13 protein-coding genes are annotated in these 14,773 nt (G+C 55.8%); 12 read left to right on the forward strand and 1 reads right to left on the reverse strand.

What is annotated here, in order from left to right; all coding sequences use genetic code 11:
* Window positions 1–2: 2 nt before the first annotated feature.
* The 3 genes from allB to E1757_RS02665 all read left to right on the forward strand — a co-directional run bounded on the left by allB (window position 3) and on the right by E1757_RS02665 (window position 4,173).
* Window positions 3–1,406, forward strand: coding sequence for an allantoinase AllB (allB, locus tag E1757_RS02655; RefSeq protein WP_133225260.1), 1,404 nt, complete (start codon window positions 3–5; stop codon window positions 1,404–1,406).
* Window positions 1,407–1,482: 76 nt separating this feature from the next.
* Window positions 1,483–2,883, forward strand: coding sequence for a Zn-dependent hydrolase (locus tag E1757_RS02660; protein WP_246078982.1), 1,401 nt, complete (start codon window positions 1,483–1,485; stop codon window positions 2,881–2,883).
* 30 nt (window positions 2,884–2,913) lie between these two features.
* On the forward strand, window positions 2,914–4,173 hold the full coding sequence (locus tag E1757_RS02665; RefSeq protein WP_133225261.1) for a pyridoxal-phosphate-dependent aminotransferase family protein: 1,260 nt from the start codon (window positions 2,914–2,916) through the stop codon (window positions 4,171–4,173).
* 165 nt (window positions 4,174–4,338) lie between these two features.
* Here the strand turns inward: E1757_RS02665 and E1757_RS02670 are convergent, their stop codons facing one another.
* The gene (locus E1757_RS02670) at window positions 4,339–5,121 is read right to left on the reverse strand and encodes an SDR family oxidoreductase (RefSeq protein WP_133225262.1); all 783 of its coding nucleotides are present in this window, start codon (window positions 5,119–5,121) and stop codon (window positions 4,339–4,341) included.
* 190 nt (window positions 5,122–5,311) lie between these two features.
* On the opposite strand from E1757_RS02670, the gene thiM reads away from it, so the two are divergent.
* From thiM to phnE (E1757_RS02715), 9 genes are all read left to right on the forward strand, one after another.
* Window positions 5,312–6,118, forward strand: coding sequence for a hydroxyethylthiazole kinase (gene thiM, locus E1757_RS02675; RefSeq protein ID WP_246078983.1), 807 nt, complete (start codon window positions 5,312–5,314; stop codon window positions 6,116–6,118).
* Between the two features lie 86 nt (window positions 6,119–6,204).
* Window positions 6,205–7,368, forward strand: a complete 1,164-nt coding sequence (locus E1757_RS02680) for a DUF6807 domain-containing protein (protein WP_133225264.1) — start codon at window positions 6,205–6,207, stop codon at window positions 7,366–7,368.
* A gap of 251 nt (window positions 7,369–7,619) precedes the next feature.
* Window positions 7,620–9,077: an MDR family MFS transporter gene (locus E1757_RS02685; RefSeq protein WP_133225265.1), complete on the forward strand. Its 1,458-nt coding sequence runs from the start codon at window positions 7,620–7,622 to the stop codon at window positions 9,075–9,077.
* A gap of 279 nt (window positions 9,078–9,356) precedes the next feature.
* Window positions 9,357–10,286 (forward strand): EamA family transporter, encoded by a 930-nt coding sequence (locus tag E1757_RS02690; RefSeq protein ID WP_133225266.1) that lies wholly within the window; start codon window positions 9,357–9,359, stop codon window positions 10,284–10,286.
* Window positions 10,287–10,570: 284 nt separating this feature from the next.
* Window positions 10,571–11,308, forward strand: a complete 738-nt coding sequence (locus E1757_RS02695) for a GntR family transcriptional regulator (protein WP_133225267.1) — start codon at window positions 10,571–10,573, stop codon at window positions 11,306–11,308.
* 51 nt (window positions 11,309–11,359) lie between these two features.
* On the forward strand, window positions 11,360–12,358 hold the full coding sequence (locus E1757_RS02700) for a phosphate/phosphite/phosphonate ABC transporter substrate-binding protein (RefSeq protein WP_246078984.1): 999 nt from the start codon (window positions 11,360–11,362) through the stop codon (window positions 12,356–12,358).
* An 18-nt stretch (window positions 12,359–12,376) separates the two neighbouring features.
* A complete protein-coding gene (phnC, locus tag E1757_RS02705) occupies window positions 12,377–13,120 on the forward strand; it encodes a phosphonate ABC transporter ATP-binding protein (RefSeq protein WP_133225268.1) in 744 nt (247 codons plus the stop codon).
* 23 nt (window positions 13,121–13,143) lie between these two features.
* Window positions 13,144–13,932, forward strand: a complete 789-nt coding sequence (phnE, locus tag E1757_RS02710; RefSeq protein WP_133225269.1) for a phosphonate ABC transporter, permease protein PhnE — start codon at window positions 13,144–13,146, stop codon at window positions 13,930–13,932.
* Window positions 13,929–14,768, forward strand: a complete 840-nt coding sequence (gene phnE / locus E1757_RS02715; RefSeq protein WP_246078985.1) for a phosphonate ABC transporter, permease protein PhnE — start codon at window positions 13,929–13,931, stop codon at window positions 14,766–14,768. The genes phnE (E1757_RS02710) and phnE (E1757_RS02715) overlap by 4 nt, the downstream gene beginning before the upstream one ends.
* Window positions 14,769–14,773: the final 5 nt, after the last annotated feature.

Genomic DNA, 14,773 nt, shown 5'->3' on the forward strand with positions numbered 1-14,773 from the left:
CTGTGCTGGATTTGAAAATTACCGGAGGCCATGTCGTATTGCGAGGCGAAGTCCTGCGGCTCGATATCGGGGTCAAGGATGGCACGGTCGTCCGCTTGGAGGAGAGCTTGGCCGACGAGGCGGCCGAACGGCATTACGAAGCGGCAGGCAAGCATGTGCTGCCGGGGATGATCGATGCGCATGTGCATTTTAATGAGCCTGCAATGGGACATTGGGAAGGCTTTGCAACCGGATCCGCCGCCTTGGCGGCCGGAGGCTGTACGTCATACATGGATATGCCGCTGAACGGGCTGCCGCCCACCGTATCGATAACCGCGCTGAAACGCAAGCTGGAGGCGGCCGAGGGACGCTCCAGAGTCGATTATGCTTTGTGGGGCGGGCTGGTCCCGGGCAATGCGGACCAGCTGGCGCCACTTGCCGAAGCCGGAGTCATCGGCTTCAAGGCCTTCATGTCCGAGCCGGGCGGCGAAGGCGAGGACCGCTTTCAGCGCGTCGATGACGAAGCGCTGCTGGAAGGGATGAAGCGGATCGCCAAGCTGAACCGCGTGCTTGCGCTGCACGCCGAGGACGAGGCGATGACGGTCAGGCTGGCCCGGCAGGCGGCTGCCGAGGGACTTACGGGCGCGCTCGATTATGCCGCCTCGCGGCCCATTGCCGCCGAGTGCGAAGCGGTGCGGCGGGCGCTGCTCATGGCTGAGCGGACGGGCTGCCCGCTGCATTTCGTCCACATCAGCAGCGCAGCTGCCGTGGAGCTGATCCAGGCGGCCAAAGACCGGGGGCTCGACGTAACATTGGAGACGTGCCCGCATTATTTGACGTTAACCGAGGCAGACACGGTCAGCCTCGGCGCGGTTGCCAAATGCGCTCCTCCTTTACGCAGCGCGGAGGAGCGGGATAAGCTGTGGCAGGCTTTGGCGGACGGCAGGATCGATCTCATTGCGTCCGACCATTCGCCAAGTCCGCCTGAATTGAAGCGGGCGGATCGCTTTTTCGACGCATGGGGCGGCATCGCCGGCGCCCAGAGCACGTTCGAGCTGATGATCGGCGAAGGTCATTTGAAACGGGGATTGTCCCTACCGTTTTTATGCAGCTTGCTCTCCCTCCGCCCGGCGGAGCGGTTCGGACTGCATCCGCGGAAGGGGGAGATCGCTCTGCAGGCGGACGCGGACTTCGCGATTATAGATTTGAATCGTCCCTACAAGCTGAGCGCCGAGCATTTAAAGCAGCGCCATGCCTACAGTCCTTACACAGGCCGGATAATGGGCTGCCGGGTAAGCGCAACGGTTTTGAGGGGAAATTTCGTATATTTGTACAATTCAGACGATGCCCGCACAGATGATTACTCTGCCGCAAGTGCAGATGACAGCATGAAGGGAGACGGGAAATGGCTCCGCTATCGGTATTAAACCGATGACCGGCCGGATCGTATGGAGATAAGGGGGGATTTATCTGGAACGAAACGATGCCCGGGAAGCAAACCGGATGACGGGGCCGCTGGAGACGTCGGCGGTAGAGGCGCAGCCGATGCCGACACCGCCGATAAAGACAGGTACGGTACAGCACCAGCTAGCATCCGTGCATTCAGCCGAGATGCCTTTATCGACAGCTGCAACAGATGCATCGTCGCCTGCCGATGCTTCCGGCGAACAGCTGATCCGCCGCTTTGCTTGGCAAGCCGTCGACATGCTGGATTGGCTGGCGCAGTTCGGCGGCGAGACGGATGGAGGAGTCACAAGGCTTCTGTACAGCCCGGAATGGCAGCAGGCGCAAACGGCGTTGAGCCGGCGCATGCTGCAGCTTGGCTTCGAGCCTTATTATGACGAGGCCGGCAATCTGTTCGGTCGGCTGGCAGGCAAGCAGCCGGATTCCCGCGCCGTTCTGACCGGCTCCCATATCGATACCGTGCTTCACGGCGGCCGCTATGACGGCGCTTACGGCATTATCGCAGGCTTGATTGCCGCGGCTTACTTGAGAGAGCGCTACGGCCAGCCGCTGCGTTCGATCGAGATCGTTGCTTTCGCCGAAGAGGAAGGCAGCCGGTTCCCGTTAACCTTCTGGGGATCGGGCAACGCAACCAGGATATATTCGGCGGATAACCCCCCGCCGGTCCGGGACGCCGATGGCGTGACGCTGGCGGATGCGATGCATGCGGCCGGCTTCGGGCTGAACCGGTTCGAACCGGCTGGCCGCAACGATTGGGAAGCGTTTGTGGAGCTTCACATTGAGCAGGGCAGCGTGCTGGAGCGCGAACGCTGCGCGGTCGGCATCGTTCAAGGCATCGTAGGCCAGCAGCGGTTTACATTTGAAGTAACCGGCGTTTCAAACCATGCCGGCACGACGCCGATGGGCGACCGGCAGGACGCCTTGTGCGGGGCAAGCGAGATGATTTTGGCGGTTCGGGAGGAGGCGGTCAAGTTCGGGGACCCTATGGTCGCTACCGTCGGGCAGCTGACGGTCGTATCCGGGGCATCCAATGTGGTGCCCGGACACGTCCATTTCACAATGGATGCCCGCCATCCCGATCCTACCGAGCTGGACCTGTTTTGCCGGACGATCGAGAAGCGGCTGGAGCGCTTGGCCGGACGTTCCGGCCTCTCCTTGACAAGCCGGCGCTGGATGACGGCGGCGCCGATCCCGATGAATGCGGAATTGGCGGCGGCAGGAGAAAGCAGCTGCCGCGCGCGCGGCTTAAGTTTCAGAAGCATGTACAGCGGCGCCGGACATGACGCCCAATTGTTTGCTGCGGTTTGCCCGACGGCTATGATATTCGTACCGAGCCGAGCCGGGATCAGCCATTCGCCGGATGAGCATACGGAGCCGGAGCAGCTTGGCGCGGGCATTGCGGTTTTGGCCGATTTGCTTCATTCGCTCGCTTACCGGTAATATATAGGAAAAGAACCAGGGGGGAACGATATGAACAAGTACAGAGATTTAGCCCCGTCTTTACGAACGATCATGACCCCGGGTCCGGTAGAGGTCGATCCCCGCGTTTTACGGGCGATGTCATTTCCGATTTTGGGGCAGTTCGATCCGGAATTTACGCATTTGATGAATGAAACGATGGAAATGTTGAGGCAGCTGTTCCAAACGAACAACCGGCGGGCCTACCCGATCGACGGCTCTTCGCGTTCCGGAATCGAAGCGCTGCTGACCAGCTTAATTGAACCGGGCGATCGGGTGCTGGTTCCGATATATGGCCGCTTCGGCCATCTGCTGGTGGAAATTTCCGAGCGATGCGGCGCGGAAGTGATCACGATGGAGCGGGAGTGGGGCGCCGTATTCGAGCCGGCCGATATTATCGGGCGCATACGGGAAACCGGGCCGTCGCTCGTGGCGATGGTTCACGGCGAAACCTCGACGGGCTGCATGCAGCCGCTTGACGGGATCGGCAAAGCTTGTCGGGAGCTGGGAGCGCTGCTTGTCGTCGATGCTGTCGCTACCGTCGGCGGCGTCGAGATCAAGACCGACGAATGGATGCTGGATGCGGTGATCGGCGGCACGCAGAAATGCTTGTCGGTTCCGGCGGGCATGGCGCCTATCACTTACAACGACAGAGCCGAGTCGAAGCTGTTAAAACGCAAAAAAATCGAGCGCGGACTGCGCGATCCGGCTTTATCCACCGCTATGGATAGTACGGCAATCCGCAGCAACTATTTCGACCTGAGCCAGCTTCAGGATTATTGGAGCCCAGCAAGATTGAATCATCACACGGAAGCGACGTCCATGCTGTATGCGCTGCGCGAAGGCGTCAGGCTGACGCTGGAGGAAGGCTTGCCGGAGCGGGCAGCCCGTCACAAGTATCATGAGAGGGCGCTGGTCGCGGGGATTCAAGCAATGGGGCTGTCGCTATATGGCGACCCGTCCTGCAAGCTTCCGGTAGTAACCTGTATTCTCATCCCGGAAGAAGTGGACGGGGAGGAGGTCCGCAGCATGCTGCTTGATGATTTTGGCATTGAAATCGCCAGCTCGTTCGGCCCGTTGAAAGGACAAATATGGAGAATCGGAACGATGGGCTTCAGCTGCAGCAAAAAAAATGTGCTGCACACCCTCGGTGCGCTCGAAGCGACCTTGCTTCGGTACGGCTGCAAGGTTCCGGCGGGCGAAGCGGTTCAGGCTGCGCTTGAGGCCTATGCGCTAACGGCTGTCAACGGGGCCGTCCCCGCCGTAAATTAAAGGCAGTCGGCGCGTACGAATTTCAGTCGGGCTATACCGAACCGCAAGCGTCCTGACGGGCTCCATAATACGAAAAGCTATTCCTTTATCGGACACACGGGAATAGCTTTTTTGACGTGTACCCGACTTCTCCGATAGGCTCCCGTTGAAAGGACGGGAACACCTTTATTTTCCGATAAAGCCGCCCTCCGACCTAATGAGCTGGCCCGTCATCCACTGTGCTTCGTCGCTGCACAACAGAGCAATGCCGTTTGCCGCATCCTCCGGCAATCCGATGCGTCCCGCCGGAAATAACGGCTGCAGCCGTCCGCGAATTTCGTCGCTCATCCATCCGGTGTCGGTCGGGCCGGGGTCGATGCAATTTACGGTGATTCCTAGCGGCGCCAAAGCTACGGATAATGGCTCCGTCAATGCGATAAGCGCACCTTTCGTTGCCGTATAGGCCAAGTTGTCAGGATCAGGGCCTTTCGAAACCAGGAATACGATGCGTCCGGGCGCTATACCTTGAAGCTGCTGCTCGAACTGTTTGGCAAACTCCATGCTTAGCATCGAGGTGCCGCGAATGTTGACCCGGTAATGCCGGTCCAGCAGCTCCGAGGTCATTTCGTGAAACCCGCAGCCTACACAATAGCATGCATTGTTAATAAGAATCGAGGGTGCCCCAAGCTCTTTCCGCGTATATTCGATTATCGCTGCCGGCACATCGGGATCGGCCAAATCCGCTTCCAAACGAGCCGAACGAACGCCCATCCGTGTCAATTCCTCTTGAAGGCTTGTCGGCCAATCATGCTCCGCTCCGCAGCCGTCGCTTTCATCGTAGCGGCCCCAGTGGGTAAACATAATATTCGCGCCTTCGGCGGCAAGCGCTCTGCATACGGCGGTCCCTATGCCTCGTTCGCGGCTAGCCCCGGTAACTATGGCAACCCGCCCCGTCAACCGTCTGCTCATCAACAGCACCCGCTTTCAGTTTTCTCATTGCTATCAACCTCTATTTTACCCGGGAACAGCGCGATTCGGCATGGAAAGTTCGTTTAAAAACAATTTCGACCTGCAGGCATCGACCGCCACTTTATTTATCGTTTCCGTTCATAAATATGGTACAATTTTCTCAGTTGTTAAAACGAGGAGTGTTACTAAAGTGGAGCTTGAACGATTGATCGCCTGTTTGGACAAGGTTCGCGCTGCGAGTCCGCTTGTTCATAACATCACGAATGTGGTCGTAACGAATTTTACCGCGAACGGCTTGCTTGCGCTGGGGGCTTCCCCCGTCATGGCATATGCCAAGCAGGAGGCTGCCGATATGGCCGCGATTGCGGGCGCTCTTGTACTGAATATTGGCACCTTAAACGAGACGGAAGTGGAAGCGATGATGCTCGCGGGCCGATCCGCCAACCGGCATGGCGTGCCGGTCATTTTCGATCCGGTCGGCGCAGGTGCGACCCGTTACCGGACCGATACGGCGAGGGCCATTTTAAAAGAGGTGAACGTTTCGGTTATCCGGGGCAATGCGGCGGAAATCGCCAATGTCATCGGAGAAGCGTGGGAGATTAAAGGAGTCGATGCCGGTCAGGGCTCCGGCGATACGGTCGCCCTTGCGCAGCAAGCCGCGGCACGGCTTGGATGCATTGTCGCGGTAACGGGTAAAACCGATGTCATCTCGGATGGCGCCGCAACCTATCTCGTGAACAACGGGGATGCGCTGCTCACGAGAGTGACGGGCACAGGCTGCCTGCTTACCTCGGTGATCGGCGCTTTTGCCGCAGTTGAGCCGGACAAGCTGCTGGCCGCGACGGCTGCGCTTGTTTATTACGGCACGGCCGCCCAAGCGGCAGCAAAAATAAAAGGGCAGGAAGGACCTGGAAGCTTTCAGGTTGAATTTTTAAATCAGCTGTCGCATGTGACGGGCGAAGACATTCGTCAGCTCGCCTCCGTCAACAAGCTTTAAAACGGTTCGCTTTAAGAGGTCGCATGATTACATAAAAACAATTGCGGCCTTCATTCATTTTCAATAGCAGGGGAGAGTACGATACGATGACGGTTTCGTTTCAATTTCAGGTGAATGCCGGTCCGCGCGACCGGAATGAATGTCCTGTCGGCTTTGCTATGGGCAAGGACGACCCCCGGTTGAACGGCGGCAGGCTGGAATCGCTAAGCGTCTGCGACGAGGACGGACGTCCAGTGCCCGTACAATGCTGCGAAGAAGAAGGCCGGTATATCATCCGGCTGATCGTGGATCGATTGGCCAAGGGCTCCGGCAAAACTTACTCGGCAGTCGTTCATGACCGTGCAGCCGCCGAGTCCGATCCGTCCGCGGGCGGAGTGGAGGTTCATCCGAACCGCCATAAGCTCGATATCAGTATCGACGGCCGTTATTTCACGTCCTATGTGTTCGATCCGGCGGTGGCGAAGCCTTATTTGGGGGCTGTCGCGGGACCGCACGGAGACAGCTTTACCCGGCTCGATTTTGAAACGAAGGAGCATCCTCATCATCGTTCACTGTGGCTCGCCATCGGCGATGTCAACGGGATCGATATGTGGAACGAGCCGGAAGGCAGGCACGGCAAGCAGCGGCACCTGCACTTTTCCCGCGCAGCCGGAGGTCCTGTATGCGCGACGATTACGGCGCATAATGTGTGGACAAGCTTCGCGGACAAGCCGCAAATTGACGAAACGCGAACGCTGACCGTTTACCGTACGCCGGCTGCCGGCCGGATCGTCGATGTGGATGCAACGTTTACGGCCAATTACGGCCAGGTCGAATTTGGGGCGACGAAGGAAGCGGGACCGCTCGGCATTCGCGTCACCGAATCGATGAAGGTCGACAATGGCGGAACCATGGTCAATTCATACGGCTCCATCGGGGAACAAGAATGCTGGGGCCAACGCGCGGAGTGGTGCGATTATTACGGAGCGGTCGGCGATTATACATACGGGATCGCCGCATTCGACCATCCGGACAATGAAAACTATCCGACCTATTGGCATATCCGCAACTACGGCTTGCTCGCGCCCAACAACTTTTATTTTGCCGGCGGGAAGCTGATTAAACCGGGGGAAAAAGTAAACTACCGCTATCGGGTTTATTTCCATGAGGGGGATTCGGCCGTTATCAGGATTATATCCATCCGCCCCAGGTTACGATACTGTAACAAACAAGTATACTCATCGCCCGGGAGTATCCGTTTTTTATGTTGAATTGAAATGAATCCGTAATTGCGCAGGACCTCTTTGCAAGCCGGGGAGGTCTTTTTTCTATGGGTAAAGCTCAAGGCGATACGAACATTATAGCGGTACGATACGGTTATCCTGGAGGGCGGTTTAAAATGCGCAAGCATGCAGATTATAAGAGATAGCCGGCTTCCTTGTACTGGAAAGGACGGAACCGAAACTTGAAATCCTTTTCCATATGAACTATAATAACCGGGTTTAAAGAAGGAGGGAATTTAATGAATGCGAGCGGTGCTGCAGCCTCCGCATCCCAACCGATAGGGGATGTAAAGAGACTGCCGATTTTGATTTCGCTAATGATTGGCGCCTTTTTCTCGATATTGAATGAAACGCTGCTGAATGTTGCGTTTCCGGAGCTGATGGTTGAGCTTAACGTGACGGCTCCCACGCTCCAATGGCTGGCAACCGGATACATGCTGGTTGTCGGTGTGCTGGTTCCCGCTTCCGCCTTGCTTGTACAGTGGTTCACGACAAGGCAAATGTTTTTGGGAGCAATGTTTTTGTTTACCGTCGGAACGCTTGTATGTGGAGCTGCGCCGCATTTTTCCGTACTGCTGATTGGCCGCTTGCTCCAGGCGGCAGGTACCGGCCTGATGCTGCCGGTATTGATGAATACGATTCTTGTGCTATACCCTCCGGAGAAACGCGGAGCGGCGATGGGGAGCATCGGTCTGGTCATCATGTTCGCTCCGGCTATCGGCCCGACGCTCTCCGGTCTGATTCTTCAGTCGCTGCAATGGCGTTGGCTGTTTTTCATAGTGCTGCCGTTTGCGATTTTCTCGATTGTGTTTGCGTTCATTTATTTAAAGAATGTATCGCAGCCTACCAAGCCGAAAGTGGATGTCGTGTCGATCATTCTTTCGACATTCGGCTTCGGCGGCATCGTTTACGGGTTCAGCAGCTCGGGCGAGTCGCATGGCGGATGGGCAAGCACGCAGGTATTCGTAGCCGTTCTGATCGGCGCCATCTCGCTTTTGCTGTTCGTTCTGCGCCAGCTTCGGGTGAAAGAGCCGCTTATGGATCTTAGGGCGTTCCGTTATCCGATGTTCACGCTGACAACCGTTCTGCTTGTCATCATGATGATGACGCTGTTCTCGACGATGTCGCTGCTTCCGTTTCTGTTTCAGGGAGCGCTGGGGATGACGGTTTTTGCGTCGGGTCTGCTTATGCTGCCAGGCAGCTTATTGAACGGTCTCATTTCGCCGCTTACGGGTAAATTGTTCGACAAATTCGGTCCTCGCGCTCTGGTCATCCCGGGAATGGTATTTCTCGTCGTCATAATGTGGTTGTTTACGCGGGTTGATCTGGATACTACCAAAATGGTACTCCTCGCGCTGCATATTTGTTTGATGGTCGCCATAGCCATGATCATGATGCCGACGCAGACGAATGGCTTGAACCAGCTGCCGCAGCATTATTATCCGCACGGGACGGCCATATTGAATACGATGCAGCAGGTGGCCGGAGCAATCGGCGTCGCTTTCTTTATCAGCATTATGTCCACGGGACAAGGCAGATATTTGGCAGGGTCGTCCAACCCGACCGCCCCTGCGGAAATAGCGAAGGCAATGGTTGCCGGCGTTCACAATGCCTTTGTCATCGGACTCGGCTTTGCAGTGGCCGCGCTTGTTCTGTCGCTGTTCATCAAGCGCACCCAGGGGCCGACAATGAAATGATTGAATCCGGACAAGCCTTTACAATAGGATAAGCCCGGAGCAAAAGAGCCTGTGACGTAATGTCGAGGCTCTTTTTTCAGTTGAATAGAAGGTATAAGATGCTATACTTTGCTTCGCACAACCTTGACAAACGCGCTCGTTCCCAAGGACGGCGAAACCGTTTATCCTTGCTATTTTATAGATTATGCGTTTTAAATCCGGAATAGTAATACCGTACCCTGCAGGGATGTGGTAGTATAAGATTGTTTATTGGCATATAGCGAGGGGCAAAAGATAAGCATGAAAAATAAAGGGGTATTTATGGTGCTGGGCGCGGCCGTCTGCTGGGGGTTGTCGGGGAGCGCGGCACAGCTGTTTTTTCAGCATTTTCAATCCACACCGGGTCTATTGGTCGCCGTCCGGCTATTGTCGGCCGGCATCCTGATGATTGTGCTGCAGTGTTTGGTCAAAGGTACGGGCAGCGCTTTTTCCGTTTGGTCGCACAGGAAAGACCGAATTACGCTGCTTATTTTCGGAATATTGGGGATGCTCGGCGTTCAGTATACGTTTTTTGCAGCGATCCATTACGGCAATGCGGCTACAGCGACGCTGCTGCAGTTTTTGGGACCGGTGTTCATTATTGTTTTCGTATCCATGCGGCTAAGGCAAAGGCCCGGGGGTAAAGAGCTGATTGCGTTTGTTTTGGCGCTGGTCGGCATTTTTTTTATGACGACGGGCGGCTCTGTCAGTACGTTATCCATTTCGGTCGAAGCGTTTGTATGGGGTATTTTATCGGCATTGGCCGCCGCCTTTTATACGTTATACCCGAGGAAGCTGCTGGCGGTCTGGGGGCCTGTACCGGTTGTTGGCTGGAGCATGGTTATCGGCGGCGTCGGATTGAGTATGTTCAATCCGCCGTGGCATTTTGATTGGAGTCAAGGGTCGTTATCCTTGTATGCCCTGCTGCTGTTTATCGTCATTATCGGGACAATCATCCCTTTTTATTTGTTTTTGGACAGCCTCCGGTTCGTCACGCCCGCGCAGGCAAGCATTTTGAGCAGCGCCGAGCCGTTGACCGCCGTGCTGGTCGGTATCGCGTTTCTGCAGACGGCGATGGATGCGGTGCAGCTGATCGGAAGCCTGTGTATCATCGTCGCCGTCGTTGTTCTCACATTCCGTCCGGCGCGCAAACATTCCGTCGGCGGCAAGGCAAATGACGCGGGTTTATAATCATCAACCTCTACGAGCTATTAAAGAGGCATGCATCAAACCGATAGACAGCCATGCACTGAATTGCGGCCTGGCTCAATCGGATTCCGAATAAAGGCAACAGAGGCATATCCAATGAAAGCACGTTTTCCGCGCATGCGGATGCGTGCTTTTTTGCAGTTTTCGAGGCTGCGTTCGGACCGTCGATAATGCGGCCTTAATATAATCTTTATTTAACGATAACATTGCTCTGATGTCGACAAGTTACCTTCAAGTCATGAAGTGATCATGATGATGGAGGTGTAATGATGCACATGGAGTTGGATCTGCTCGAAGCCACTCCCCGCTATGTTGAAATAGCCGACATGCTGCAAGCCGAGCTTGAAGACGGCCCTTACCGGCCGGGCGAAAAATTTCCCTCGGAGTCCGAGCTGTGCAAACGATTTCGCGAAAACCGCTATACGATCAGACAGGCGCTCGATCTTCTTGTACACACGGGCGTAATCCGTTCCCATCAAGGCAAGGGCTACTATGTTTGCGACAAGCCATTGGACATTCAATATACGATCACTCCGGCCATGCGATTTTCCCATGTGATGCGGCTGCTTGGCTGCACGCCGGGCGCGAAGCTGATGAAGCAGGAGAAGCTGGCGCCGCCGGAAGCCGTGAGAAACGGGCTGGAGCTGGACGAGGGGGAGGAAGCGTTCCGCCTGGAAATATTGCGCTACGCGGACGGCATTCCGCTTACATGGAACGTTACCTGGCTGCCTGTTGCATACTTTCCGGAGCTGCTGGATCATACGGCCGCGTTCGATTCGCTGTACGCACTGCTTGAAGAGGTGTATGCGGTACAGCTGGAGCGGATTTGGTCGACGTTTCAAGCGATATACCCGACCGCCAGGGAAGCGCGTTACCTGCAAATTTCACCGAACACGAATTTGCTCCATATCGAAAGCGTGATGAGAGACGAGAAGCGGCGGCTGGTCGAATATACATCGGCCAAATACAGAGGGGACCTGTGCCGCGTGTCCATCCAATTTTAACTTGAGCCGCAATTGCACAAACCCATATTTAAAAATGAATGAGGAATGAATATGATGTTCAGCAGAAAGAAACCGTTGCCGTCATGGAAAGGAAGCACTGCCTTCGTATTGGCCATGCTGTTGGCGCTCATTACAGGGTGTGGAACCGCGCCGGCTTCCGGATCGGGCAACAATATGGCGCAGGGCGCTGCGCCGGCCGCTCCAGGAACTGCCGTAAAAAACGAGAAAGCCGGCGCATGGCCGGAGGTGCTGCGGATCGGCGTACTGCCGGGTGAGGAGGAAGGCAAGCTGTCGCGGGGCAACAAGAAATTCGCCGAGGATTTGGGCAAGGCGGTAGGCATCAAGACCGAGCTGTTCGTCGGGGATGACTACACGGCGGTTGTAGAAGCGATGCGCACGAAAAAAATCGATATCGCCTCGTACGGTCCTTTTTCATATGTCATTGCCGCTGAGCGGAGCGGTGCGGTGCCTTTCGCCGTCAAAGCGAAAAGCCAGAAGGACGCCTTTTACTACAGCTTGATCGTCGTACCCGCCAGCTCCAAGGCGCAATCGCTCGCCGACCTGAAAGGCAAAAGCTTCCTGTTCGCCGACCCGGCTTCCACGTCCGGTCATCTGTTTCCAAGAGGCAGCCTGATCAAAACGTTGGGCATTACGAACGATCAGGTCGAAGGCTTTTTCTCCAACGTTTCATTTTCCGGCGGTCATGACAAGTCCATCCTGGCAATTGCCAAAGGGACGGCTGACGGCGCGGGCGTATGCGACACATGTATCCAGCGAGTCGTAGACGCGGGTCTGGTGAAGGATTCGGACTACCGGGTGTTGGCCAAGTCGGATCCGATCCCGTCGGGGCCAATGACGTACCGCAAAGATTTGCCGGCCGATCTGGTTGAGAAGGTGAAGCAGTTTATGTTCAACTACCATAAGGAAAACCCGGATTATTTCAGCAACGGCACCCAGGCGTTTTATCCGATTGAGGACAAGGATTATCAAATTGTGAAGGATACGGCAAAAGCATTGAATATGAGTCCCGACGAGCTTCTTAAAAAGTAGGAAGGTGGGAAGAAGAAAATGGCGGCGATTCTGGAAATCCGTAATTTGAAAAAAGTGTATGCGGACGGAACGGCGGCGTTGCAAGGGGTAAGCCTGCAAGTGGAGCGCGGCGAGTTCGTAGCCGTAATCGGCCCGAGCGGCGCGGGAAAAAGCACGCTGCTGCGCTGCATTAACCGGCTTGTGGAGCCGACGGAGGGCGCCGTACTGTTCAACGGGACGGATACCTCCAAGGCAGGCGGTCAACAGGTGCGCAAGCTGCGCCGCGAGGTCGGCATGATTTTCCAGGGCTTTAACCTGATCCAGCGCGTTTCGGTGCTGCGGAATGTGCTGCACGGCCGACTCGGTTACATGAGCAGCATGACCGGCGCATTAGGCTTTTATTCGAAAAGGGACACGGAAGAGGCGCACAGCATACTGCAGCGGCTCGGCCTGAACCAGCAAATGTATAAGCGTGCGGATGAGCTGAGCGGGGGCCAGCAGCAGCGCGTCGGCATCGCCCGCGCCCTGTCGCAGAAGCCGCAGGTCATATTGGCCGATGAGCCGATCGCCAGTCTGGACCCGGTTACCTCGGAAAACATCATGCAGTATTTGTACACCATTTGCCGCGAGGACGGCATTACTTGCCTGGTCAATCTGCATCAGGTGGAGGTAGCCAGAAAATACGCTACCCGCATTATCGGCATTCACAAAGGCGCTGTCGTGTTTGACGGGGCTCCGGACGAGCTGACGGATGAGGTAACCGGCCTCATCTACAACAAATAGCGGAAGGAGGCGAAACTGCAGCAATGGAAGCACGGTTAATGGAAATTCGGCGGGATAAAAAACGGACCTCATGGATGATCGCGCTCGGTATTTTGGCGATAACGGTCTGGTCCGCCGTCGAAACGAAATTTTCGCTGTTCGGTTTGTACAGCGGGCTCGGAGAAATTTTCCGGTTTATTGTTTTCGATTTTTTTCCGCCGGATTTTTCCAGCTTCAAGAAGCTGATCGGTCCTGCGCTCGATACGGTCTACATCAGCTTTGTCGCGATGGTGATCGGTTCGTTAATCTCGTTTATATTGGCTTTTTTTGCGGCGGCCACGACAGCGCCCCACCCGGCGTTTCAGGCGATCGTCCGCGGCATGAATTCCATTTTGCGAAACATTCCGACGTTAATTTGGGGCATATTGCTCGTTTCCGCTTACGGCTTGGGCACGCTGGTCGGCACACTGGCGCTCATCATCACCTCAATCGGCACATTGACCCGGGCGTATGCGGAAATGCTCGAGGAAATCGATATGGGGCAGGTCGAAGCGCTTAGAGCGGTCGGCGCTACTTATATCCAGGTGTTGTCGCAGGCGGTACTGCCGCAATTTATGCCGGGCTTTATCGGCTGGTCTCTATATAAGTTGGAGCTGAACATTCGCGCTTCTACACTCATCGGGATGGTTGGCGGCGGCGGCCTCGGATTTGCGATTCAAAAGGGATTGAAGCTGTTTCAATTTCAAGAGGTTTGTTTGGCGATTTTGATGGTGGTGGCGCTGATCACAATAACGGAATGGACGACGAGTAAAATAAGGGGGCGAATCATTTGAGCACGGAACTTATTCCAGCGGCTCTCCGTGACGTAGGAATGAACAAGCCTTTGTCGGAGCCGCTTCCGCGAAAACCGCGTAAGGACCCGTTCTTAACGGGAATTGCCGTAGTGGGCGCCGCATTCTTCGTCTTTTGCCTGGTGCAGTTGAACTTCGATTACATCAAAATATGGAACGGAACGATGAAGTTCATCGCTTCCCTTGCATTGATGTTTCCTCCGAAGGCGGATGAGTGGAGGCATGTGCTGGCGGCCGCATTGGAGTCGCTGCAAATTGCGCTGGTCGGGACGGTATTAGCGGTAATCATCGCTTTCTTTCTATCGTTTTTGGCGGCTGAAAATATATCCCCCCGTACCTCGTGGCTGATCAAAGGCTTCGCATCGCTGCTGCGTGCGATACCTACGCTCGTATGGGCGCTTATCTTCATCGTCGCCGTCGGGATGGGCCCGTTCCCCGGTATTCTTGCAATCTGCACGCATGCGGTCGGCATGCTGGTCAAGGTGTTTGCCCAATCGATCGAAGAGGTCGACGAAGGGGCTGTCGAAGCGATGCGGGCAACCGGAGCCGGCTGGCTGCAGATTGTGTTTCAGGGCGTTGTGCCCAGCGTTTTTACATCCTTTGTCGCCTGGAGCGTATTCCGTCTTGAGGTCGATATCGCCGAATCGTCGATTCTCGGCATTGTCGGCGCGGGCGGGATCGGTTGGGAGATCGCCAACGCGATGCGGCAGTACGAGTTTGACCAGGCCAGCTTCGTGGCGCTCGTCATATTCGTTATGGTGTTCAGCGTGGAGTTCGTCAGCAACCGGCTGAAAATTAACATAAGAAGAAAGGGATGACAGCT

The sequence above is a fragment of the Paenibacillus piri genome (assembly GCF_004354045.1).
GTDB lineage: Bacteria > Bacillota > Bacilli > Paenibacillales > NBRC-103111 > Paenibacillus_S > Paenibacillus_S piri.

What these genes read in the sequence shown, in the direction of transcription:
- E1757_RS02685 (WP_133225265.1), top strand. Translation starts at nt 7,620, where the DNA reads ATGAATGCGAGCGGTGCTGCAGCCTCCGCATCCCAACCGATAGGGGAT.
- E1757_RS02690 (WP_133225266.1), top strand. Translation starts at nt 9,357, where the DNA reads ATGAAAAATAAAGGGGTATTTATGGTGCTGGGCGCGGCCGTCTGCTGG.
- E1757_RS02660 (WP_246078982.1), top strand. Translation starts at nt 1,483, where the DNA reads ATGACGGGGCCGCTGGAGACGTCGGCGGTAGAGGCGCAGCCGATGCCG.
- E1757_RS02700 (WP_246078984.1), top strand. Translation starts at nt 11,360, where the DNA reads ATGATGTTCAGCAGAAAGAAACCGTTGCCGTCATGGAAAGGAAGCACT.
- E1757_RS02680 (WP_133225264.1), top strand. Translation starts at nt 6,205, where the DNA reads ATGACGGTTTCGTTTCAATTTCAGGTGAATGCCGGTCCGCGCGACCGG.
- phnE (WP_133225269.1), top strand. Translation starts at nt 13,144, where the DNA reads ATGGAAGCACGGTTAATGGAAATTCGGCGGGATAAAAAACGGACCTCA.
- E1757_RS02695 (WP_133225267.1), top strand. Translation starts at nt 10,571, where the DNA reads ATGATGCACATGGAGTTGGATCTGCTCGAAGCCACTCCCCGCTATGTT.
- E1757_RS02670 (WP_133225262.1), bottom strand. Translation starts at nt 5,121, where the DNA reads ATGAGCAGACGGTTGACGGGGCGGGTTGCCATAGTTACCGGGGCTAGC.
- E1757_RS02665 (WP_133225261.1), top strand. Translation starts at nt 2,914, where the DNA reads ATGAACAAGTACAGAGATTTAGCCCCGTCTTTACGAACGATCATGACC.
- phnC (WP_133225268.1), top strand. Translation starts at nt 12,377, where the DNA reads ATGGCGGCGATTCTGGAAATCCGTAATTTGAAAAAAGTGTATGCGGAC.